This window comes from Trinickia sp. (assembly GCF_051953405.1).
GTDB lineage: Bacteria > Pseudomonadota > Gammaproteobacteria > Burkholderiales > Burkholderiaceae > Trinickia.
Genome location: NZ_JBQCIV010000062.1, coordinates 42,255 through 63,469, shown reverse-complemented (window position 1 = coordinate 63,469; position 21,215 = coordinate 42,255). Strand labels below are relative to the sequence as shown.

The following is a 21,215-nucleotide window of genomic DNA, read 5'->3' as shown; positions in this document are numbered from 1 at the left end:
CGAGCGCCGAGATGGGGCGGGCGCGACCCAACGTTGTGCGGCGGTGCGCTCGCGCGGGCGCATGACGCCCGGGGCACCCGCCCTCTGCCAAGCGCTTTGTCATTGCGCATAAATCTTGCTGTCGTATGCTGTACAGTTTGCAACTGGCGTCATTGCGTCGAAGGCGCACCGCAACGTCCGTATTCACCCCCGTCCGATTCTCATGAGCATGATCGACCTCGATCCCCCCGGTTTTCAGCCGCCTCGCCCCGTTGCGGACGACGCCGGTAGCCGCAGCACCGTCGTCTACGGCGGCTATACCGTGTTCAGCGTGTTCCAGCCGGTGTTCTCCATCTCGCATCGGCGCGCGATCGGCTATCACGCCTCGCTGCGCGCGCACGACGAACAAGGCCGGCAGGTGCCTTCGCGCGACGTCTTCGCGCAGGCCGCGCGGCGCGGCGATCTGCTCGAACTCGGACGGCTCGCCGAATCGCTTCACCTCGGCAATTTCAGTGCGATCGACGGTCACGACGAGTGGCTCTTCTTGAGCCTGCATCCCGCCGCGCTGATGGATACGAGCTACGGCGATGCACTGCTCGCGAACCTCAAATCGTTGGGTCTGCCGCCGCAGCGCGTCGTGCTCGAAGTGCCCGAGCAAGCAGGCGGCGAGACGAGCCGTTTCGCCGAAATCGTCGATGGGCTGCGCAAATCGGGGTTTCTGATCGCGCTGGGCGGCTTCGGAGCGAAGCATTCGAACATCGACCGCGTGTGGCATTTGCATCCGGATATCGTGTCGCTCGATCGCGGCATCCTCGCCCAAGCGAGTGAGCACTCGCACTTCGAACGCGTCTTGCCGCAGCTCGTGTCGCTGCTCCACGAATCGGGGCAGCTCGTGCTCATGGGGGGCTTGGCCACCGAGCGCGATGCGCTGATCGCGCTCGAATGCAACGTCGACTTCGTGCAAGGCAGCTATTTCGCCGAACCGAGCGCGCAGCCCCTCGAGCAACGGGCCGCGGCCGGGCACATCGACGCCTTATCCGATGCACTGCGCAAACGCATCGCGGGGCGCGAGCGCGCCCAAGTCGAGCGCCTGGCGCCTTATGTGACGTCGCTCGAGCAGGCGTGCGCGCAATTCGTCGCCGGCGTACCGGTCGAACAAGCTTGCGACGCGGTGCTCGCGCTGCACGACACCGCACGTTGCTTCGTCCTCGATGCCCAGGGCCGGCAAATCGGCGACAACGTGGTGCCGAGCGGGCGCGTTTCGCGTCGCGCCAAGCGCTTCCGGCCGCTGCTCCACTCGGAAGGCGCAAGCTGGGCGCATCGGCCGTACTTTACGGAAGCCGTGCGCGCGCCCGGGCCCGTCCATGTCACCGCGCCGTATCTCTCGCTCAACGAAGCGCACTTGTGCGTGACGGCGTCGATTGCCGCGCAGACGCCGCAAGGGCTGCAGGTGTTGTGCGCCGATATCGACTGGGAAGCGGCGTCGCACCGCCGGTGAGCGACAAGCCCATCGCTTTGCGCAAGAGGAAGCGGGGATTTTCCGGTCAAGAATCGGCGTTGGCCTTGCGCCGCGCCCTTTTACCGCGCGCGTCGTAGCGCGCGCTGTAACGCTCGATCAGCGCGCGGCTGTCGTGCCGCAGCGGATGGAAACCGGGGCGAAACCAGGCGCACCACTGCGGGAACATCCGCACGAGCGACCCGCTGCCGACGAGCCGTTCGCGCAAGAGCGTCGCCCAACCGCGGAGGTCGGCGGCGCGTCCATCATGGCGAATCAATTGAAACGTCATCCGCCAGAGCAGCGTGAAGAAAATCGGCGTCACGAACAGCATGGCCGACGTTCGCAGCGCATAGCGGCGAAACGCCCCGGCGATCGCGGCGTCCAAGACGTCGAATGCGACGGCCTTATGCTCCGTCTCCTCCAACGCGTGCCACAGCCAGATATCGGCCATCGACGGATGGGCACCCTCCAGCGTGCGCGGATCGCGCAACATCTGCTCGGCGAACATCGCCGTGAAATGCTCGAGGCACACCGTGATGGCAAGACGCGCTGCCGGCGCCAGATAGCGCCGCGCAAACGCTTGTTGCCCGGCCACCCAGCGCTCGAGGCGTTCGACCGGTGCGCCGTGCGCTTGCAAATGCCGGTTGTAGCGCACGTGTTCTCGGCTATGCAACGCTTCCTGCGCAACGAACTCCGCCACGGTGCGCTGAAGACTCGCGTCGACGCCGATGCGATCGCGATAGTGCTGCACGCTTTCGATGAACGCGCGCTCGCCCTCGGGAAACATGATCGACATCGCATCGTAAAAGCGCGTCCGATGGCAATGCCCATCGAGCCAGTGCACGGGAATACGCGCGCCGAAATCGAATGCGATGTCGCGGCGGCGCAGCGGCGGTGTCGTTGCCCGCGGCAAAGTCATCGTCCCGTCCTCGCTAGGCGCGATCGCCGGTGGGCGAACCCGATCCGGCGCGCGCGACGCATGCGCTCGCCAGTCCGTGCAGCGTCACCAGCGCGAGTGCGAGCACGCCGAGCGGATCGCGCAGCCCGAATGCGAGCGGCAGCACGACGAGGCCCGCGCCCCCTAACCCGATCCAGCAAGGCAATCCCCACGCGCGCTCGTCCGACATCCCGCCGAGCGCGAACGTCGACAAGAAGATCTGCAAGAAAAATACGGCTTGCCCACCTGGCGGCCAGGTGCCGTCCCGGTGGACGTAGTAGGCGGCTAGGCAGAACAGCAGCACACCCCCGATGCCGATGGCGACGTCCGGTAGGGCCTTGGGCGTCGTATCGCGAACGAGGCGCGGCACGCGCAGCCGCGCATAACGCAGCAGCGGGGCAACGTTCGCCCAAAACGGATTGGTCGACCCCGTCGGCTGCGACACGCCGAAACGCACGGGGACGCCGGGCAGTTCCGGTTGAAACGATCCGAACACGCGGTCCCAGATGAGAAACGTGCCGCCGAAGTTGCGGTCGCGGTACTCGGGGTTGTGTCCGTGATGCACGCGATGATGGGCCGGCGTGACGAAAAACCGTTCGAGCCAACCGGAACGTCCGACGATACCGTTATGGTTGTAGAACTGGACCGTGTAATGAACCGTCGAGACAACGACGAACACCGGCAGCGGAATGCCGATCAATGCAAGCGGGATCGTCGTAAATGGGAGCGTCGTCAACGACGAGAGCCAGGCGTTGCGAATACCGAGCGACAGATTGAAGTGTTCGCCCTCATGATGGATGACGTGAACGCTCCAAAGCGCCGGCAATGCGTGATGCATGCGGTGCATCCAGTAAAAGCCCAGATCCCACGCCAGCACGGCGATACTCCATCGCACGAGCGGCGGCCAGCTCTGCGCCCAGCCGAGGCTGAGATGCGCGAGCACCCACGCATAGACGGCGATTTCGATGCCGCGAAGCAGCCACATCAGAATGTGCCCGGACCCGAGGTTCGAGACGACGTCGCGCCAAGGCACGGCATGGCCGCGCCGGGCTCGCAAAAAGAGCAGTTCTGCGACGACGCACGCCACCGTCACCAGTAACGGGAGTGCCATTGCATTCACGGGTGAGTCTCCGGACTTGAATTGAATTGGGCGGGCTGGGCGGACTTGGAAGCACCGGCGGAAACGCGAGCGACTAACCCGGCGCATAACGCACCGAGTAGCAGCCCCGCACCGAGATCGACGGCCAAATGACGCCGGGCCGCGACGACCGACCACATAACGGCGATTCCCCACGCGAACATCAACGCCGTGCGCCACGGACGCTTTCGTTGTGCGATGGCGACCATGCACAGCAGCGTCAATGCACCGTGCAGCGACGGCATACAGTTGCGGCTGGAATCGAAATCGCTGAGCGCGCGCAGCGCCCCAGCACCGGTTGCGCCGTGCGGGACAAGCGGATAGACGAGCGTGGTGGGCCATGCGACGAAGACGATGGCTGCCAGCACCGCCGAGTATTGCATCGCTCTCGCGAGCGGCTTGACGCGCTCGGGAGGAGCGCACAGATAAGCGACGGGCACGAAGAGAAAGAACGACAGATACAGCCAGATCGCCGAGGGGTCGAACGGCACGAGCAGATCGAGCGTACCCTCGCGTAGCACGTGAGCGGCACCCGGCGCGATGCGGCCGATCGAGTAGCCCACACCGACGGTACCCCACCCTGCCACCATCATGACGAGCCGAGTGCGTACGCTCATCGAAGGGATCGTTACGCGCGTCATCGAATCCCCTCGCGTCTTACTATGCGCCGCCGCTTGGCGGTGAAATCGATCGGCGGCAACACCGGCGAGAGCGTCCAGACGAGTTGCGACGTATCGACGCCCTGACGCGCCAGGAACGCTTGCAGGTGCGCCCGGCAGCCAGCGAGCACGTCGCCCGTCGCCGCCGCGTGCAGCGAGAGTTCGGCATGGCCGGTCTGCACCAAGCGGTAGTCGGCCGTCAGCGGCAGCACTTGGGCGATCGCGCGCGAAAGCGCGTCGGCGAATAGTTCGACCCGAGCCCCGTCGAAACCGGGCAAGCGCAGCAGATCGTCGCAACGGCCCTCGATGCGTTCGAGCGCCATCTCATGGCTTCCGCAGGGACACGCAGTGGCGCGCTTGACGAGAACGTCGTCGAGCCGATAGCGAACGATCGGCTGCGTGGTGCGCGAAAAATCGGTGATCAGCGGAACGAAACGATGCGCATCGAGCCATTGCGGCTCGATAAGCACATGCGCCTCGTTCAGATGCAGCGTCCCATGCGGGCAAGTCGACCCGAGAAAACCTTCCGTCGCCTGATAGACCTCGGCCACGGGACCGAGCCACGCTTCGAGGTAGTCCCGGTCGAACGGTTCCAGCACTTCGGCGCCCGACACCACCAAGCGCGGGCGAATGGCAACGCGCCCTTCGCGCTGCGCTTCGGCCAAAGCACGCAGCACTTGGGCAGGCCCGACGACGACGGTGGGCGCATACCGCTCGAGGCGCTCGCGCTGCTTGGCGAGCGGCTCGAATAGATCGAAGAATTCGAACGAGAGCCACGGGCTGCGCACCGTGCTGTAGAGATTGCTGTTCGCGCGCAGAAAGAGCGCGACGCGTTCGCCGGCGAAGAGGCCTCGCGGCAGGAGGCGGGCCAGCATCACGCCGGCCCAGGCCGCTTGTTCGGCACGGCTGACCGCGAACACGCCGCGCGAGCCGGAAGTCCCCGACGAAAGCCCCACGCTATAGCCGTTCACCGTTCGCGAGAAGTCGCGCGTGCGCTCCGCTTCGTGTGCGCACGCCAGCACGTCGGCCAGTTTGAGCTGCGCCGTATTCATCCGGTCGAAGTGTTCCATCATCACGGCCTTCGACATCGTGGGCCATGTGTGGAACGGTTCGCGCACATAGGGCGCGAAGTACGGGCTGCGGACGAGCCGCGTCGAAATAAACGCGCGCAGCTTGCGTTGCTGATGATGTTCGAGCGCGGCGCGACTGTCGAAGCGAAGCCGCTTCGACTGCCAATAGGCGACCAGCACGTGAGCGAGGCGCATCATAAGGCTCCTTCGTGCGTCAAACGGATCGACACGTGTCCGCCCCGGTGCAATCGGTTCAGCATACGCAGCGTGTCGTAATACCGAGCCGGTTCGTCCATGATGATGTGAGCAAGCCGCGATGGCCCAATCAACTCCCGATAGCTGGCCGGCGACCAGGCCGCATCGGAAGCGAGCAAGACCCATCCGCTCGCCGTGGCGACGAAGGCGCCCAAATGGCCGGCCGCATGCCCGGGCAAGTCGACGATGAACAACTCGCCATCGGCGCCGGGGGCTTCATAGGCGTGCGTGAACGGCGCGAGTTCGGCCGGCAATTCGACGCGTGAAAAACTTTCGACTGCCGTCGCGCAAGATTCGAAGCCGGGCGGAATGAGCCCCGGCACGAAGCCCTTGCGCAGCGCTCCGATCCCCTTCAACGACCGCGTGGCCGCCCAGCCCTCGCCGGATAACCAGGTCGGCGTGCCTTGGAAATCCCGCAGCCCGGCGATATGGTCGCCATGAAAGTGCGACAAGATCACCGCGTCGAGATCGCTTGCGCGGATGCCGTGCTCGCCCAATTGCCGGACAACGGCTTCGCGTTCGTCGAAATAAACGGGGGTCACGCGCCGATACCAGGCGAATAGACCGCTACGTGTAGCGTCGATGAAGTGCGACGCGTACCCGGTATCCCACAGGAAGCGGCCGCTTGCGGTTTCGATCAGATAGGCGCGCGCCGGAAAGCGGCACACTTTCATGCCGGCTCCGCGCAGCGCCATGCAGCCCGCATGGGTGCAATACCCCGCTTCAAATACCGTAATGGTGGCCATGGGATCGAATCCAGCGAACGGTCGTATCGACGCCTTCCGAGAGCGGCACGATCGGCCGGTAGCCGAGCATGCGTCGCGCTTTGTCGATGTCGAGGGTCATGTCGTAGTTCAGCGCGCCGACGCTGTAGCGCGTGAGGGTAGGCTCCACGCCGGAGACCTCGGCATAGGCTTGCATCGCCGCGGCCACCGTATCGAGCACGCGATACGGCAGGCCGACGATGCGGTAGGCAATCCCAAGGGGCTCGAATAGCTTCGCTAGGATGTCGCGGAGCGTGGCAGGCTCGCCGTTCGTGATGTTGAAGGCCTCGCCGCTCGGCAGATCGTCGCGGCTCGTCGCCAATTGCATCGCGTGGACGACGTTCTCCACGTAAGTGAGATCGAAGCGCGCGACGCCGCCGCGCGGCAGCGGCAAACGACCGGCGCGCTCGCGCAGCACACGCAAGATGCGCGGCAGCAAGACCCGATCGTGCGGCCCGAAAATCCCGCGCGGCCGCAGCATGGCGAAGGTCGTCCCGGGATAGCACTGCGCGATCGTGCGGATCGACGCTTCCGCCTGCGCTTTCGTGTTCGCGTAATGGTTCACGTAGCGCGCCGGACGAAAGGTCTCGGGAATCGCCGTGCGATGCCGATAATCGAAATACAGCGACGGCGTGGAGATATGCACGAAGCGCTTCACGCCGCGCTGCGCGGCCCGCTCGGCGAGCCGAGCCGTTGCCGTCACGTTCGCCCGGTGAAAATCGTCGTAACGGCCCCACGGCGAAGACAGCGCGGCGCAATGCCAAACGATATCGATACCGTCGAGCAGACGGTCGATGTCGTCCGTGGCGGCGCTCGCGAGATCGAGCGGCACGAACTCGATCCCCTCTTCTCGCAGCGCTTCGCCCGCACGGCGATCGCGGCCCGTCGCGCGCACCGCCTGTTCGCTCGCGGCGAGCGAGCGGACAGCATTGGCGCCGAGCCCGCTCGTGCTGCCGGTGACGAGCGTCTTCATACCGTCAGGATCATCCCGCCCACGGATACGCCCGCCGCGGTGCCGATCAGCATGAGCCGCTGCCCCCGTCGCGCGCGCCCCGTTATGAAAGCCTCGTGCAATGCCGTGGGAATCGAAGCCGCGACTTGATTGCCGTGCGTCGCGTAGATATCGACGATCTGCGAGGCGGGGATACGCAGACGCTCGGCCAGGTGGCGCATGCCGAGGTGGCTGGCTTGGTGCGGCACGACCGCGTCGATGTCGCCGAGCGACAGACCGGCTTCGCCGAGCAGCTCGGACAGCAACCCTTCCATCACGCTCGATGCGAGCCTGAACACGCGCTTGCCGTCCATCTGAAACAGGAAATCGGCGGGCTGCGCGCCCAAGCGCGGCGTGCGCGACGTACCGGCGCGGATCTCGCAGTATGCCTTGCCTTCGGGATAGGTCCGGAGCCGATAGGCCTCGATGCCGGTCGATCCGTCGCCGCGTTCGACGATGACCGCCGCCGCACCGTCGCCGAAGATCAAAGACGTTTCGGCATTGCTCCAGTCGATCCCGCGCGAAGCCAAATCCGATGCGACGATCGCAATGCGGCGATAGGCCGAGGTATTGAGCAAGCTCGCCGCCAGATGCAACGCCACCGGGAAGCTGATACAGCTCGCGTTGACGTCGAAACCCGGCGTCCCGGCACGCAATCGGGCGCAATCGAGCACGAGCGCGGCGGTCGATGGAAGCTGCTGCTCCTGAACGCCCGAAGCGCAAATCAACAAATCGATCGAATCGGCTGCGATGCCGCCTCGTGCGAGCGCGTCATTCAGCGCCTGCGCCGCGACCGCCGACTGGTGTTCGTCGTTGGCATGGAAGCGGTGATCGATACCGGAGCGTTTTCGAACCCAACCCGGAGACTTCGATAGCCGTGCGTCGAGTTCGGATGACGTGACCTTGCGCCCCGGTAGCGCTTTGCCGGAGGACACGATCGAGACAGGGAGAAAGGGCGGCTTCATGGCGACGTCACGCGGATAGGGTCTCGGGGCGTTCGCCCATCGATTTGAGAAAACGATACTGGGCGCTCAGCAGCGCGCCGTAGCTCAAGCAGCGATACGGCAGGCCGTGGCGCAGCGCCAATCGTTCGACGATCGCTGCGAGCGCTGGGTAATGCCGATGGCTGTAGGTCGGAAAGAGGTGGTGGGTCAGATGGTGGTTCAAGCCGCCCATCAAGCCGTTCAAGAACCGGGGGCGCGGCGCCCAGTCGCAACAGGTCAGGAACACGTGCGCTTCGCGAGTGTGAGGCAGCGGCGCGCCGTCGGTCACGTCGTAAAAGCGCGTGTCGGCCCAATGCGTGCCGAGAATCATCGTCAGCAAGATGCCCGATGCCGCCATCTGCCCAACAAGATAGCCGGCGACGACCGCGCCGTATCCCACGGTCGGTCCGGCCAAGTAAAGGGGAATCGCCAAACAAAGCGCCAGGTGCCCCAGCTTCGAGCCCACGAAGCGCAGCCAGCCGGCCAGGCCCGGCAACGGCCGGTCGTTCGACAGCGGAGTCAGGCCGAGCCGGTCGGACCAATCGTAGATCCATGCGATGTACGGCATCGACAAGGCGGCGACCGCCGGCCAGTAGTACTGCTGGAAACGAAATTGCGGAAACCACGGCTGAAATGGCGTTTGACGCAAAAACGCGTTGGCCGCCGTGTCGAGGTCGCAATGTTCGATATTCGCGTTGGGGTGGTGATACTGGACGTGGCGTACCCGCCAGTACACCGGTTCGACACCCAGCGGAACGGTGACGAGCCTTGCAGCGGCGGCATTGAGCGCGCGCGATCGAAAAAGCGCGCCGTGCGCCGCGTCGTGCGATACGTTCATCGACAACAGAACGGCCGACACCGAGAACGCGAGGAAAAGGGCGATAAAGGCGATGCCGCCTTGTGCATGCAGCGACGCGGCGAATAGTGCGCCGGCCACGGACGCGAGGACAGCGGCTTTCACTGCCGTCGCCGTATTGGCGTAGCGATGGTCGCCGTTGAGCGCGAGGTATTCGCTAGCCGCCGCGCGCAATTCGTCGGCGAAAGCCGAACGCGTGGAGGGTGCAAAGCGCGGGCGCCGAAGGCTAGGTTTAGGGGTTAAAGGCATCATTGAGTCGCATGGCGCAATTGCTCAGAGACGCGCGATACGACAAGGCGTCGGGCAACGGGCCGATTGTCCTCTCGATTTCGAGAACTATAACGACGACGATAGCGATACGGCCAGCCAGACACACCGTACCGCCCGGGTGTCGCGGTGTACAAAAGAATCAACAAAGCCCATCGAGATTCGGCCCTCTCAGACAATTTGCATTTTTATTGGAGGGCGATTGTAACTGAAACTTTCCGATTAATAGGAAGTATCGGTGGGCCGCATGGGCAGCCCCGTAAAGAATGGGATATTTCCGAAACGGGCGGAGCAATGTCGCGGCTATCGATCCGCGCTCGCGATTACCGCCGATGCCCGCTCGGCGATCGACGCCAGCAACCGCGACACCGCGCGCAAGCCGAAGCAGCGCTCGAGTTCGGCCAGCTCGGCGCCGCGCGTGACGAGCGCTAGCCGGTCAACCGCCGCCCCCGGTTGTCCATGGCCACGAACGCCGCGCACCATGCCCACTACCGTGCCGGCGCGCATGAGAACAAACGCTGCCCCCCAGTCGGGCGGCAGCGCATAGGCTTCCAGTGTGGCATCGTCCGTCGCAGCCTCGGCGCATCGCGCCTCCGCCACCGCCACACGCACAGGCCGGCCGACGGCACCCGCACCTGCCGCCCCACCCGCTACCGTCGCCGCTCGATCGCCAAACAGCTTCATGACGCCGGCCGCATCCGCGCCGCGTATCGCCTCGCGCAGCCGTTCCACGCCATCGGAGCGCGATTCGCCCCCAGGCGCCGCGCCGCGGCGCCGCGCGCCTGCCTCGCCCGCATGATCGCCGGCCAACCGCTGCTTCGCGCGGTGCGCGAGTTGTCGGCAATGTGCCGGCGTCTTGCCCACGACATCGGCGATTTGTGCATAGTCGCACTCGAACGCCTCGTGCAAGACGAACGCGGCGCGCTCGTCGGGCGACAAGCGCTCGAAGAGCAGCGCCACGGCTTCGGAAACCGATGCCGCCCGAAGGACCTCGTCTTCCGCCGACGGCGCGAGGTCGTCGAGCCAGGGTTGGATTGGATTCTCGCTGCCACGTACCGTCTGCTCCGATTGCAGCCGCCGGATGCGATCGATCGCGAGCCGCGTCGTGACGGTCGTGAGCCAGGCAAGCGGCGTCCGAAGCTCGCCTTGAGCGGCCGCATGCCATTTCAGCCATGCGTCTTGGACGATATCCTCGGCCTCCGCCCGGCTGCCGAGCATGCGATAAGCGATGGACGTCAACCGCGCACGGGCGGCCTCGAATCCCGATATTTTGTCTTTTTCTTCTTGCGTCATGGAATGGCTCCTGAAGTCGAGCTATCGGCGCGCGATGCGCCTCCACCTAATTGACGTTCGAGCGCTCGTCGATGTGACGCGCGTTTCCGGTTTTTATTGCTCGGCGGGCGAACGCGCGCGTGTCGCCCGCTGGCCGTCACGTCCCGACGCACCCACGCGTCATGACAGCGAGAACCGCTTGCGAAGCGTATGCTCGACAGGCGGTGCGATCGTCGATTCTTCCACGAGGAGCGTCATGCCTTCCTACCCATCCAGCCAGCTCATCCCGACCGTCATCGAACAATCGGGCCGGGGCGAGCGTGCCTACGACATCTATTCCCGCCTGTTGCGTGAGCGAATCGTGTTTCTCGTCGGCCCCGTGACGGACGAAACGGCGAGCCTCATCGTCGCGCAGATGCTGTTTCTCGAATCCGAGAATCCCGACAAGGATATTTTCTTTTACATCAATTCGCCGGGAGGGTCGGTGTACGACGGCATGGCGATCTACGACACGATGCAGTTCGTCAAGCCGCAAGTGTCGACGCTGTGCACAGGATTCGCAGCGAGCATGGGTTCGTTCTTGCTCGCCGCGGGCGCCAAAGGCAAACGCTTCGCATTGCCCAATGCACGCATCATGATTCACCAGCCGTCGGGCGGCAATCAGGGTACGGCCGCCGACATCGAGATTCAAGCCAAAGAAGTGCTGTTCCAACGAGAACGCTTAAATCAGGTGCTCGCAGAGCGCACCGGCCAATCGATCGAGCAGATCGCGAAGGATACCGACCGCGACAATTTCATGTCGGCCGCGGCGGCGAAAGAGTATGGCCTTATCGACGACGTGTTGACCGATCGCGTCGCGCTGGCCGACGTCGCGCGGCGGACGTCGCTTTGACTCGGGGCGTGGGCGCACCGCCCGCTCGGTCGCGCCGAGGCATGAAAAAGGCTCTCCGAGATAGAGAGCCTTTTCGGTAGAGGGGCGCTGCGCGAGCGAGCGCCCCTCGGCGATTCGCCGAGACTTACGCGAAGTTCTTCGCGGCGAAGTCCCAGTTCACGAGGTTCCAATACGCCTCGACGAACTTCGGACGCGCATTGCGGTAGTCGATGTAATAAGCGTGTTCCCACACGTCGATCGTCAGCAGCGCCTTGGCGTCCGTCGTCAGCGGCGTAGCGGCGTTGCTCGTCGAAACGATGTCCAGCGAACCGTCGGCCTTCTTCACCAGCCACGTCCAACCCGAACCGAAGTTGCCCACGGCCGCCTTCGAGAACGCTTCCTTGAACGCGTCGAAAGAGCCCCACTTCGCGTTGATGGCATCGCCCAGCGCGCCGGCCGGCGCACCGCCGCCTTGCGGCTTCAGGCAGTTCCAGAAGAACGTGTGGTTCCAGACTTGCGCGGAATTGTTGAAGACGCCGCCCGACGACTTCTTGACGATCTCTTCGAGCGAGAGGCTCTCGAACTCGGTGCCCTTGATGAGGTTGTTCAAGTTCGTGACGTAGGCTTGATGGTGCTTGCCGTAGTGAAACTCGAGCGTTTCCTCCGACATATGCGGGGCGAGGGCGTTCTTCGCGTACGGCAGCGGCGGGAGCGTATGTTCCATGGTGCTGATCCTTCTGTGTTATGGGGAAGTAGGCGGCTAACGCTGTAGAGCACTGGATTGTAGGCGAGTTGGAATAACCCCGCAAACCAGCGGCCTTTATGCGCAGCATTGACCGCCACGCGCCGCAATCCGCGTAAAAAATGCTCCCACAAGGTGCATTTCATCGCACGGATCGCCGCAGATGACCGACGTTCGGCCCCGCAACGTTGCGGCAAGCGCACGGCGCATCGCGGTTGCGGTCCCGACGGCGGCGATCTCGGCGCCATTCTCGCCGCCGCTCAAAAACCGTCCGTCAGCCGCGGCTGCACATCCTTGAGCGTCACGTCGGCCGCCCCTTCGGCCAGGTGCACGGTCAATTGCCGATCCCGTTTCAGGCTAGCCGGCGAACGCACCGCGCGCCCCGTTTGCGCGTCGATCAGCGCCGCGTAGCCGCGCTCGAGCGTGCGCTGCGGGCTGAGCACCTGAAGCCGGCCTTCGAGCATCGCCACGCGGGCCGCGCGGCGTTCGCGCTGCCGCTCGATCCCCACGTCGAGCCGGCGCGCAAGCTCGGTCAAGGTCGAACGGTGCCCCGCCAGATCGGGCCGCCAGCGTTGCCACGACAACCGCACGATGGCGAACCGCGCTCGGGCGTCGCGCAATGGACGCCCCCCTGCCTGAGCGAGCCGCGCTTGCAGTTGCTGAAGGTGTGAGCGTTGCCGCCGCAATCGTTCCGCCGGACTCACGAGCCGGCGCGCCAGCCAATCGAGTTGTTGCGCACGCCGCTCCATGAGCCGCCCGAACCCGCGCGCGAGCGCCGCCGTGCGGTGGTCCAGCTCGCGCAACAGCATCGTGCGCTGCGGGCTCACTAGTTCGGCGGCGCCCGTCGGGGTGGGCGCACGCACGTCGGCCGCGAAATCGGCGATCGTGAAATCGGTCTCGTGCCCCACGCCGCTCACCACCGGCAACGCGCTCGCGGCAATCGCGCGCGCGAGCCCTTCCTCGTTGAAGGACCAGAGGTCTTCGATCGAACCGCCGCCGCGGCAGACGATCAGCACATCGACTTCCCGGCGCGCATTCGCGGTCTCGATCATCGCCGCCAGTTTCTCGCCCGCACCCGCACCCTGCACGGGCGCCGGATAAACGATGACGGAAACGTGCGGCGCACGGCGGGAAAGCGTGGTCAGCACGTCGCGCAGCGCCGCTGCCTGCAGCGAGGTCACCACGCCGATCGCGCGCGGGTGCGTCGGCAGCGCTCGCTTGCGTTCCGGCGCAAACAGCCCCTGCGCTTCGAGCTGCGCCTTCAGTTTCAAAAACTGTTCGTAGAGCCGCCCCGTCCCCGTGCGCCGCACCGCTTCGACGTTCAACTGCAGCTCGCCGCGCGGCTCGTACATCGTCACGAGCGCTCGCACTTCGATTTTGTCCCCTTCGCGCGGGGTGAATTCCGCGTACTGGGCGCGCCCGCGAAACATCACGCAGCGCATCTGCGCGCCCGCGTCTTTGATCGAGAAATACCAGTGGCCGCTCGCCGCGCGCGTGAAATTCGAGACTTCGCCCGCCACCCAAACGAGCGGAAACGAGCGCTCGAGCATCGTGCCGATCGCGCGATTAAGCACCGACACGGGCACCGCCACGTCGGCCTCGAAAGAAACGGCGGGCGACGGCCCCGCAGGGCCGCCGGACGGAAAGGGAGGGCGAGATTGCATGCAATACCTTGTTTTGAGCCGGTCAGACGATAGACCGCCGCGCGGGCGGCGTCCAGTGCAACGCCATCGCGTGCAAGGTTTCCCACATAGCGGAGCGCCACGGACGGTGGCGCCAAATCGCGAAGCCACCCGCTAAAACGCGCGAGCGCTCGTCACAACCGTTTGATTTTTAAGCAAAATTTATAAACAGAGCATTGAGCAGGGCCGATAAGAAGTCCGATTTATCGGCCTTCGCGGTCGCGACGGTCGAAGTTCTTCACAGAGTTATCCACAGGCGCTTCGCTCGCGGCGGCAAGCAGCCGGCCTGGCCGAGCGCGAGCGCGCTGCTTGCTCCGGGCTTGCCGCGCGCTTGCCGAGCAGGCTACAGTGCCGGGTTAATCCGCCGATCTTTCGACTACCTGACGACCGCGCACGAACGATGAACCGCATGGCCGACCGTATCCAAGCACGCGCCGAAGCTTACGTCACGCAGCAATGGCAGCGCAAAGGCGCATTCGCATGGGCCATGACGCCGCTCGCCTGCCTGTTCGGCACGCTCGCCGCCCTGCGCCGCGCCACGTTCGCGCTCGGCTGGCGCGAGCGAGTAGACGTGGGCGTGCCGGTCGTCGTCGTCGGCAATGTCACCGTCGGCGGCACCGGCAAGACGCCCACCGTGATCGCGCTCGTCGAAGCGCTGCGCACCGCGGGATTCACGCCGGGCGTGATTTCGCGCGGTTACGGGTCGAGCGGCACGCAGCCGCGCCCGGTGACGTCGGTCTCGTCCCCGGGGCAAGTCGGCGACGAGCCGGTGCTGATTGCGCGCCGAACGAGCGCGCCCGTGTGGGTCGCCCGCGATCGCGTCGCGTGCGCGAAAGCGTTGCGCGCCGCGCACGACGACGTCGACGTGATCGTGAGCGACGACGGTTTGCAGCATTACCGTCTCGCGCGCACGGTCGAACTCGTCGTGTTCGATCAGCGCCTGGGGGGCAACGGCTTTCTGCTGCCCGCCGGCCCCTTGCGCGAGCCGCTTTCGCGGCGCCGCGACGCCACGCTCGTGAACAATCCGTTCGATCGCGCGCTGCCGCCTTGGCCGAACACGTTCGCGCTATCGCTCGCGCCGGGCGACGTCTGGCACCTGGACGATCCGAGCCGGCGACGTCCGCTCGCGCAATTTGCCGGCGAACGCGTGCTGGCCGCCGCCGGCATCGGCGCGCCCGAGCGCTTTTTCGCGACGCTGCGCGCCGCCGGCCTCGCGCCCGCCACGCGCGCCCTGCCCGATCACTACGCGTTTCACGACAACCCGTTCGTCGACGAAAGCGCCGACGCGATCTTGGTGACCGAGAAGGATGCAGTAAAATTGAACGCTTGGCGTGACGCTCGTATCTGGGTCGTTCCGGTCGAAGCCACGCTCCCCGCTCGCCTCATTGCTCTGGTTGTGGAGAAACTCCGTGGACGCTCGCCTGCTTGAAATCCTCGTTTGCCCGATTTGCAAGGGACCGCTCACTTACGACCGCGCCCAGCAAGAACTGATCTGCCACGCCGACAAACTGGCCTATCCGATTCGCGACGGCATCCCCGTCATGCTCGTCGACGAAGCGCGCCAGACCGTCGAAGGCACGCAGCTCGAGCCGCTCGATCCGGCCGGCGGCGCATAACTCATCACGCATCACCCAACACGCCCTTCCCTACGCCTTCGTTCGGATTTCGATGACCGCTCACGTCCCTCAAGACGCACCGCCTTTCGTCGCTGTCGTCCCGGCCCGCCTGGCCTCCACCCGTCTGCCCGAAAAGCCGCTCGCCGACATCGGCGGCAAGCCGATGGTCGTGCGCGTAGCCGAACGGGCGCGTGCAGCCGGGGCCCAGCGCGTCCTGATCGCCACCGACGACGCGCGCGTGCTGGGCGCCGTTCAGGCACATGGATTCGAGGCGTTGCTCACGCGCGCCGATCACCCTTCGGGCACGGATCGCCTCGCCGAAGTGGCGACAGCCCTTGCGCTGCCCGACGAGACGATCGTCGTCAACGTGCAAGGCGACGAGCCGTTGATCGATCCCGCGCTGATCTGCGACGTTGCGTCGCATCTCGCGGCCCAACCCGATTGTGCGATCGCCACGGCGGCGCATCCGATTGCCGACGCGGCCGATGTCTTCAATCCGAATGTCGTGAAGGTCGTACTGGATGCGCGCGGCGTGGCGCTGTATTTCTCGCGTGCGCCGATCCCATGGCACCGCGATGCGTATGCGCCGCAATGCCGCGCGCAAGCAATCGATATCGCTGCGATGCCCGCGCCGCCTACCGGTGCGGGCGCGGTGCTGCGCCACATCGGCCTGTATGCCTACCGCGCGCGCTTTCTGCGCACGTATCCCACGCTCGCCCAAGCGCCGATCGAACAGGCCGAGATGCTCGAGCAGCTACGCGCCATGTGGCACGGCGAGCGCATCGCGGTGCGCGTGACGCACGAGGCGCCGGCACCGGGCGTCGACACGCCGGCCGATCTCGAGCGCGTGCGCACGCTTTTCCTATCAAACACCTAACGTTTTCCGGCGAGCGGCCTAACGCATGGCATAATCAGGGCCGATTGCGCGAGCATTCGCACTATTCGCTTCCGGTTCCCGTTCGTTTCGCTTCGTCGCCCACCGGCGGCCTCTCGCGTCGATACGCTCGACGCGGCAAGCCCCGCGGGCGCGGCCGATGCGCCTTTGCGCCGCGAGCGACGCAACGGTAGGAAGCCCATTGCCACTGGCATTCGAGGTCGTGCGTTTTGCGTTTCGCGCCGCAGCATTCACATACGATTCGGAGAACAGCATGCGTTTGATCCTGTTGGGCGCGCCGGGCGCCGGCAAGGGTACCCAGGCGAACTACATCAAAGAGAAATTCGGGATTCCGCAGATTTCGACCGGTGACATGCTGCGCGCGGCCGTGAAGGCCGGCTCGCCGCTCGGCGTGGAAGCCAAGCGCTTCATGGACGCTGGCGAACTCGTGCCGGATGCGCTCATCATCAATCTCGTGAAAGAGCGTCTGCTCGAAGCCGATTGCAAGAACGGCTATCTGTTCGACGGCTTTCCGCGCACGCTGCCGCAGGCCGAGGCGATGAAGGAAGCGGGCGTCGCGATCGATTACGTCCTCGAAATCGACGTGCCGTTCGACGAAATCGTCGTTCGCATGAGCGGACGCCGCACGCACCCGCAATCGGGCCGCACCTACCACGTGAAGTTCAATCCGCCGAAGGTCGAAGGCAAGGACGACGTCACGGGCGAGCCGCTGATCCAACGCGACGACGACAAGGAAGAGACGGTGAAGAAGCGTCTCGACGTCTATGTCGCCCAGACGAAACCGCTCGTCGATTACTACCAGCAATGGGCGCAGCGCGGTGTCGAAAACGGCTTGAGCGCGCCGCAGTATCGCCGCATCTCCGGCCTCGGCAGCGTCGACGAAATTCGGCAACGCGTGTTCGAAGCGCTGAAGTAGCGTCGCACCGCCCCGCTCGCAGAACCCGCCTTTCGAGGCGGGTTTTTTATGTCCCCGAGCGATTACAATCATCGACGGTCCGCATGCCAACCGGTCACGAGCCGAGCGGCGGCGAGACCGTACTCTCATAGAACGTGAAAGGAGCCCCAGCATGGAGATTCGCGGCAACGCATTTTTAGTCACCGGCGGCGCGTCCGGCCTCGGCGCGGCAACGGCACGGCTTTTCGTCGAACACGGCGGCAAGGTCGTCATCGCCGATTTGAACGAAGATGCGGGCAACCGGCTCGCGGCCGAGCTTGAGGGCGTCTTCGTCAAATGCGACGTGAGCCGCGAAGCGGATGCAAAGCAGGCCGTCGAGGCCGCGACGCGCCTCGGCCCGCTCGTCGGGCTCGTCAATTGCGCGGGCGTCGCGCCGGCGATCAAGACCGTGGGCAAGGACGGCCCGCATCCGCTGGACAAATTCCAGCGCACGATCGAAATCAACCTGATCGGCACGTTCAACATGCTGCGGCTCGCGGCCCATGAAATGTCGAAGAACACGCCGAACGCAAACGGCGAGCGCGGCGTGATCGTCAATACGGCATCGGTGGCGGCATTCGACGGACAAATCGGGCAGGCGGCCTATGCGGCCTCGAAGAGCGGCGTCGCAGGCATGACGCTACCGATCGCACGCGATCTGTCGCGCAACGCGATTCGTGTGATGACCATCGCGCCCGGCATCTTCGAAACGCCGATGCTGCTCGGCATGCCGCAGGAGGTGCAGGACGCGCTCGGTGCGATGGTCCCATTCCCGCCCCGGCTCGGCAAACCTCACGAGTACGCGATGCTGGTCAAGCAGATTTTCGATAACACGATGCTCAACGGCGAGGTGATCCGCCTCGACGGCGCGATTCGGATGCAGCCGAAGTAATCGGCAGCGAGCGCGTCTAACGAAAACGCCCGCCCGGCGCCTATGCGCGCCGGGCGGGCGTTCGAATATCGAGCCTGGTGTGCCCTGGTGTGCCCTGGTGTGCACTTGTATGCGCCTAGGCGAGCGCACCTCGCCCGGTACGACACAGCGGCCTTCAATCGCCGCCGTGGTCGGTCCGCTGGCGCAATTCGTTCAACTGCGATTCGACCGTCATGGCATCTTCGGCATCGGGACGATCGTCCAGGTAGCGCTCCAGATCCTCCAGCGCCGGCCGCAAATAATCGAGCCGCGCGTAGGCGAAGCCGCGATCGCGCACCTCTTCGATACTGCCCGGCAACAGCACCACGAGCCGCTGCTGCACCGCCAGCAGCCGCTGCCAACGCTCCGACTGCAGATACACCGCCTTTAGGTTGCGCAACATGCGAGCCACGATCTCGCGCGGCGTGGCCGGCTGCAGCAGCATGCGCAGCGCGTTGCCGACCGACTGCTCCGTGTGCGAGATGTAAGGCTCGAGCATGTCCACCATCTGCGCCTCGGAGAGCGACTGCCCCGTGGTCGGATCCAGCATGACGTCGCCCTCGGGCAAGGTCACGCGCAACAGGAAATGCCCGGGGAACGACACGCCCCTCACCGGCACGCCGATCTGTTCGCCGAGTTCGAGATACAGCACCGCCAGCGAGATCGGAATGCCGCGCCGGCGCTTGAGCACCACGTTCAGGTGGCTGTTGTCCGGATCGTAATAATCGTTCAGGTTGCCGGCGAAGCCCAGTTCGCGGAAGAAGAAGCGATTGAGCGCGCCGATTTTCTCGGTGAGATCGGCGCCTTCCGGCAGGCGGCGCTTCAAGCGCAACGCGATCTCGTCGAGTTCGGCGAGGACGCCTTCGAGATCGAGATCGGGATACGCATCCTGCGCGAGCGAAATCGCCGCCTCGGTCAAAGGCAGGCTGTCGTCGTCGGCAACGAGGGTGGCGAAGTAATCGAGTACGGATGTCATGGCCGTCACTTGGCACGCCTTCTGAAATACGCGTATTTGAAGCCCATCACCCAAAGGATACTGAAATATAGTGCAGCGAATAGCACCAGGCACGCGGCGAGCAATGCGATCCGCGCAAGCGGATGCGCCCGCATGCCGATCCAATCGAACGTGATCGTGCACCAATGCATCGCGCCCGCGAGGATCAACGAAGCCCCCGCCATTTGTACGAGGAAGCGCAACCACCCGTGCGATGGAGTATAGATCCCACGCCGGCGCAAGCCGATGAACAACAACGATGCGTTAACGCAAGCGCCGAGCCCGACACTCAGCGTCAGGCCCGCATGAGCCAGAAGGGGCACGAAGGCGTAGTTCGACAACTGGGTGACCACGAGCACGGCGACGCCGATCTTCACGGGCGTTTTGATGTCCTGCTTGGCGTAAAAGCCCGGTGCGAGAATCTTGATGAGGATGATGCCCACGAGGCCCACGCCGTAGGCGGCTAGCGCGCGGGCGACCATCACGACCGAATGCGCGTCGAAGCGGCCGTAATCGAACAGCCCCGCTGTCAGCGGTTGGGCGAAGAAAAACAGCGCGAGCGCACTCGGCACGGCGAGCAGAAACGTCACCCGCAGCCCCCAATCGAGCAGCGACGAATACTCGTGCGGATCGGCATCGGCATGCGCCTTCGCCAGGCTTGGCAGCAAGATGGTGCCGAGCGCCGCACCGAGCAAGGCCGTGGGAAATTCCATCAGGCGATCCGCGTAATAGATCCACGAAACCGCGCCCGGCCCCAGACGCGAGGCGATGTTGGTATTGATGATGAGGCTGATCTGCGCCACCGACACCGCGAACATCGCCGGCACCATTTTCACGAGCACGCGCTTGACGCCGCGGTGTGCGAGCGCGGAAAACGGGTTCAGCCCGATACGCGGCGCCATGTCGATTTTGCTCAGCGCAGGCAGTTGCGCGACGAACTGCAAGACGCCGCCAACAATGACGGCCCACGCCAGCGCGTAGACCGGCACCTTCATGTGCGGCGCGACGAAGGCCGCCGCGATGATGAAGACGATATTGAGCAGCACCGGCGCGAACGCGGGCAGCGAAAATTTGCCGTAGGTATTCAACACGCCGGCGGCCAGTGTCGTCAGCGAGATGAAGATGATGTACGGGAACATGATTCGCGTCATCGTCACGGCCAGCACGAACGCTTGTCCGTCGGTGCGCAGCCCCGATGCCACGACATACACGACCCACGCCGAACCCGCCACGCCGAGCACGGAGACGAGCGCTAGCGCCCAGGCGAGCACGGTCGACATCGCGTCGACGAGCGCTTTGGTGGCATCGTGTCCTTGCTGGCTCTTGAACTCGGCCAGGATCGGCACGAATGCTTGCGAGAACGCGCCTTCCGCGGACAAGCGCCGCAGGAGGTTGGGAATACGAAACGCGACATAGAACGCGTCGGTGAATTGACTGGCGCCGAACGCACGGGCGATCAGCGTCTCGCGGGCCAGACCGGTCACGCGGGACAGCAGCGTGAAGCCGCTGACCGTCAGCAGGGCTCGGAATAGATTCATGGGGCGACTATTATACGGACAGCCAGAGGCCAGCCGTCCGCATTGTGAAAGGTAGAGCGCACGGCCATGGGTGGGTGGGCGGCGCTCGCTCGGCTGGAGCGAACTCCGATCCGGCCCCCTTCGACCGCGGGGGCCGCGTCAGGTTGCACCGATAAGGTATTAGGCCCGCATCCGGCCCGCGCTTGCCATGTGCCTGATTTTGTTGCTATACTCGCGCGTTTCGAAGCTCGACCTCGGTCGCCAACCGGCCTTTCCTCGTTTTCGGCCGGCCCCGGTTGCTGGCCGAGAGGCCGCTTAGAGGCCGACTTAGGGCCCAACAAGGACCCAACGAGGACCCAACGGCGAGCGCCGGCGAGTGGTCGCC

20 protein-coding genes are annotated in these 21,215 nt (G+C 65.0%); 7 read left to right on the top strand and 13 right to left on the bottom strand.

Features of this window, described 5'->3' with window-relative positions; all coding sequences use genetic code 11:
- Nucleotides 1-202: 202 nt before the first annotated feature.
- The gene (locus ACTHN9_RS10240) at nt 203-1,477 is read left to right on the top strand and encodes a sensor domain-containing phosphodiesterase (RefSeq protein ID WP_440536647.1); all 1,275 of its coding nucleotides are present in this window, start codon (nt 203-205) and stop codon (nt 1,475-1,477) included.
- A 46-nt stretch (nt 1,478-1,523) separates the two neighbouring features.
- Here the strand turns inward: ACTHN9_RS10240 and ACTHN9_RS10235 are convergent, their stop codons facing one another.
- The 9 genes from ACTHN9_RS10235 to ACTHN9_RS10195 all read right to left on the bottom strand — a co-directional run bounded on the left by ACTHN9_RS10235 (nt 1,524) and on the right by ACTHN9_RS10195 (nt 10,690).
- Complete coding sequence (locus ACTHN9_RS10235; protein ID WP_440536646.1) at nt 1,524-2,396, bottom strand: metal-dependent hydrolase; 873 nt, start codon at nt 2,394-2,396, stop codon at nt 1,524-1,526.
- A 13-nt stretch (nt 2,397-2,409) separates the two neighbouring features.
- Nucleotides 2,410-3,525, bottom strand: a complete 1,116-nt coding sequence (locus ACTHN9_RS10230; protein WP_440536645.1) for a sterol desaturase family protein — start codon at nt 3,523-3,525, stop codon at nt 2,410-2,412.
- Nucleotides 3,526-3,530: 5 nt separating this feature from the next.
- Entirely contained in the window at nt 3,531-4,169 is a 639-nt protein-coding gene (locus tag ACTHN9_RS10225; protein ID WP_440536644.1) for a phosphatase PAP2 family protein, read from the bottom strand.
- 20 nt (nt 4,170-4,189) lie between these two features.
- Nucleotides 4,190-5,479: a F390 synthetase-related protein gene (locus ACTHN9_RS10220; protein ID WP_440536643.1), complete on the bottom strand. Its 1,290-nt coding sequence runs from the start codon at nt 5,477-5,479 to the stop codon at nt 4,190-4,192.
- Nucleotides 5,476-6,282, bottom strand: a complete 807-nt coding sequence (locus ACTHN9_RS10215) for an MBL fold metallo-hydrolase (RefSeq protein ID WP_440536642.1) — start codon at nt 6,280-6,282, stop codon at nt 5,476-5,478. The genes ACTHN9_RS10220 and ACTHN9_RS10215 overlap by 4 nt, the downstream gene beginning before the upstream one ends.
- Nucleotides 6,260-7,273, bottom strand: coding sequence for an NAD-dependent epimerase/dehydratase family protein (locus tag ACTHN9_RS10210; RefSeq protein ID WP_440536641.1), 1,014 nt, complete (start codon nt 7,271-7,273; stop codon nt 6,260-6,262). The genes ACTHN9_RS10215 and ACTHN9_RS10210 overlap by 23 nt, the downstream gene beginning before the upstream one ends.
- Nucleotides 7,270-8,256 (bottom strand): 3-oxoacyl-[acyl-carrier-protein] synthase III C-terminal domain-containing protein, encoded by a 987-nt coding sequence (locus tag ACTHN9_RS10205; RefSeq protein WP_440536640.1) that lies wholly within the window; start codon nt 8,254-8,256, stop codon nt 7,270-7,272. The genes ACTHN9_RS10210 and ACTHN9_RS10205 overlap by 4 nt, the downstream gene beginning before the upstream one ends.
- A gap of 7 nt (nt 8,257-8,263) precedes the next feature.
- Nucleotides 8,264-9,382, bottom strand: a complete 1,119-nt coding sequence (locus ACTHN9_RS10200; RefSeq protein ID WP_440536639.1) for a fatty acid desaturase family protein — start codon at nt 9,380-9,382, stop codon at nt 8,264-8,266.
- 318 nt (nt 9,383-9,700) lie between these two features.
- Nucleotides 9,701-10,690 carry a sigma-70 family RNA polymerase sigma factor gene (locus ACTHN9_RS10195; RefSeq protein WP_440536638.1) on the bottom strand — a complete coding sequence of 330 codons (990 nt, stop codon included), beginning with the start codon at nt 10,688-10,690 and terminating at the stop codon, nt 9,701-9,703.
- A 235-nt stretch (nt 10,691-10,925) separates the two neighbouring features.
- On the opposite strand from ACTHN9_RS10195, the gene clpP reads away from it, so the two are divergent.
- Complete coding sequence (gene clpP, locus ACTHN9_RS10190) at nt 10,926-11,561, top strand: ATP-dependent Clp endopeptidase proteolytic subunit ClpP (RefSeq protein WP_440536637.1); 636 nt, start codon at nt 10,926-10,928, stop codon at nt 11,559-11,561.
- A gap of 124 nt (nt 11,562-11,685) precedes the next feature.
- On the opposite strand, the gene sodB is transcribed toward clpP, so the two are convergent.
- Both sodB and xseA read right to left on the bottom strand, forming a co-directional pair.
- On the bottom strand, nt 11,686-12,264 hold the full coding sequence (gene sodB / locus ACTHN9_RS10185) for a superoxide dismutase [Fe] (RefSeq protein ID WP_440536636.1): 579 nt from the start codon (nt 12,262-12,264) through the stop codon (nt 11,686-11,688).
- A 278-nt stretch (nt 12,265-12,542) separates the two neighbouring features.
- The gene (gene xseA / locus ACTHN9_RS10180; protein WP_440536635.1) at nt 12,543-13,946 is read right to left on the bottom strand and encodes an exodeoxyribonuclease VII large subunit; all 1,404 of its coding nucleotides are present in this window, start codon (nt 13,944-13,946) and stop codon (nt 12,543-12,545) included.
- A 427-nt stretch (nt 13,947-14,373) separates the two neighbouring features.
- Between xseA and lpxK the strand changes: the two genes are divergently transcribed.
- The 5 genes from lpxK (at nt 14,374) to ACTHN9_RS10155 (ending at nt 18,301) form a co-directional block, all read left to right on the top strand.
- Nucleotides 14,374-15,393: a tetraacyldisaccharide 4'-kinase gene (lpxK, locus tag ACTHN9_RS10175; RefSeq protein ID WP_440536634.1), complete on the top strand. Its 1,020-nt coding sequence runs from the start codon at nt 14,374-14,376 to the stop codon at nt 15,391-15,393.
- Entirely contained in the window at nt 15,374-15,580 is a 207-nt protein-coding gene (locus tag ACTHN9_RS10170) for a Trm112 family protein (protein ID WP_440536633.1), read from the top strand. Before lpxK ends, ACTHN9_RS10170 begins: the two co-directional genes overlap by 20 nt.
- A 52-nt stretch (nt 15,581-15,632) precedes the next feature.
- Nucleotides 15,633-16,457 (top strand): 3-deoxy-manno-octulosonate cytidylyltransferase, encoded by an 825-nt coding sequence (gene kdsB, locus ACTHN9_RS10165; RefSeq protein ID WP_440536632.1) that lies wholly within the window; start codon nt 15,633-15,635, stop codon nt 16,455-16,457.
- A gap of 271 nt (nt 16,458-16,728) precedes the next feature.
- The gene (adk, locus tag ACTHN9_RS10160; RefSeq protein WP_440536631.1) at nt 16,729-17,391 is read left to right on the top strand and encodes an adenylate kinase; all 663 of its coding nucleotides are present in this window, start codon (nt 16,729-16,731) and stop codon (nt 17,389-17,391) included.
- Nucleotides 17,392-17,542: 151 nt separating this feature from the next.
- Entirely contained in the window at nt 17,543-18,301 is a 759-nt protein-coding gene (locus ACTHN9_RS10155) for a 3-hydroxyacyl-CoA dehydrogenase (protein WP_440536630.1), read from the top strand.
- A 154-nt stretch (nt 18,302-18,455) separates the two neighbouring features.
- Here the strand turns inward: ACTHN9_RS10155 and ACTHN9_RS10150 are convergent, their stop codons facing one another.
- Nucleotides 18,456-19,295 (bottom strand): SirB1 family protein, encoded by an 840-nt coding sequence (locus tag ACTHN9_RS10150; RefSeq protein WP_440536629.1) that lies wholly within the window; start codon nt 19,293-19,295, stop codon nt 18,456-18,458.
- A gap of 5 nt (nt 19,296-19,300) precedes the next feature.
- A complete protein-coding gene (gene murJ / locus ACTHN9_RS10145) occupies nt 19,301-20,851 on the bottom strand; it encodes a murein biosynthesis integral membrane protein MurJ (protein ID WP_440536628.1) in 1,551 nt (516 codons plus the stop codon).
- Nucleotides 20,852-21,215: the final 364 nt, after the last annotated feature.

What these genes read in the sequence shown, in the direction of transcription:
- ACTHN9_RS10240 (WP_440536647.1), top strand. Translation starts at nt 203, where the DNA reads ATGAGCATGATCGACCTCGATCCCCCCGGTTTTCAGCCGCCTCGCCCC.
- ACTHN9_RS10235 (WP_440536646.1), bottom strand. Translation starts at nt 2,396, where the DNA reads ATGACTTTGCCGCGGGCAACGACACCGCCGCTGCGCCGCCGCGACATC.
- ACTHN9_RS10230 (WP_440536645.1), bottom strand. Translation starts at nt 3,525, where the DNA reads ATGGCACTCCCGTTACTGGTGACGGTGGCGTGCGTCGTCGCAGAACTG.
- ACTHN9_RS10225 (WP_440536644.1), bottom strand. Translation starts at nt 4,169, where the DNA reads ATGAGCGTACGCACTCGGCTCGTCATGATGGTGGCAGGGTGGGGTACC.
- ACTHN9_RS10220 (WP_440536643.1), bottom strand. Translation starts at nt 5,479, where the DNA reads ATGATGCGCCTCGCTCACGTGCTGGTCGCCTATTGGCAGTCGAAGCGG.
- ACTHN9_RS10215 (WP_440536642.1), bottom strand. Translation starts at nt 6,282, where the DNA reads ATGGCCACCATTACGGTATTTGAAGCGGGGTATTGCACCCATGCGGGC.
- ACTHN9_RS10210 (WP_440536641.1), bottom strand. Translation starts at nt 7,273, where the DNA reads ATGAAGACGCTCGTCACCGGCAGCACGAGCGGGCTCGGCGCCAATGCT.
- ACTHN9_RS10205 (WP_440536640.1), bottom strand. Translation starts at nt 8,256, where the DNA reads ATGAAGCCGCCCTTTCTCCCTGTCTCGATCGTGTCCTCCGGCAAAGCG.
- ACTHN9_RS10200 (WP_440536639.1), bottom strand. Translation starts at nt 9,382, where the DNA reads ATGATGCCTTTAACCCCTAAACCTAGCCTTCGGCGCCCGCGCTTTGCA.
- ACTHN9_RS10195 (WP_440536638.1), bottom strand. Translation starts at nt 10,690, where the DNA reads ATGACGCAAGAAGAAAAAGACAAAATATCGGGATTCGAGGCCGCCCGT.
- clpP (WP_440536637.1), top strand. Translation starts at nt 10,926, where the DNA reads ATGCCTTCCTACCCATCCAGCCAGCTCATCCCGACCGTCATCGAACAA.
- sodB (WP_440536636.1), bottom strand. Translation starts at nt 12,264, where the DNA reads ATGGAACATACGCTCCCGCCGCTGCCGTACGCGAAGAACGCCCTCGCC.
- xseA (WP_440536635.1), bottom strand. Translation starts at nt 13,946, where the DNA reads ATGCAATCTCGCCCTCCCTTTCCGTCCGGCGGCCCTGCGGGGCCGTCG.
- lpxK (WP_440536634.1), top strand. Translation starts at nt 14,374, where the DNA reads ATGGCCGACCGTATCCAAGCACGCGCCGAAGCTTACGTCACGCAGCAA.
- kdsB (WP_440536632.1), top strand. Translation starts at nt 15,633, where the DNA reads ATGACCGCTCACGTCCCTCAAGACGCACCGCCTTTCGTCGCTGTCGTC.
- adk (WP_440536631.1), top strand. Translation starts at nt 16,729, where the DNA reads ATGCGTTTGATCCTGTTGGGCGCGCCGGGCGCCGGCAAGGGTACCCAG.
- ACTHN9_RS10155 (WP_440536630.1), top strand. Translation starts at nt 17,543, where the DNA reads ATGGAGATTCGCGGCAACGCATTTTTAGTCACCGGCGGCGCGTCCGGC.
- ACTHN9_RS10150 (WP_440536629.1), bottom strand. Translation starts at nt 19,295, where the DNA reads ATGACATCCGTACTCGATTACTTCGCCACCCTCGTTGCCGACGACGAC.
- murJ (WP_440536628.1), bottom strand. Translation starts at nt 20,851, where the DNA reads ATGAATCTATTCCGAGCCCTGCTGACGGTCAGCGGCTTCACGCTGCTG.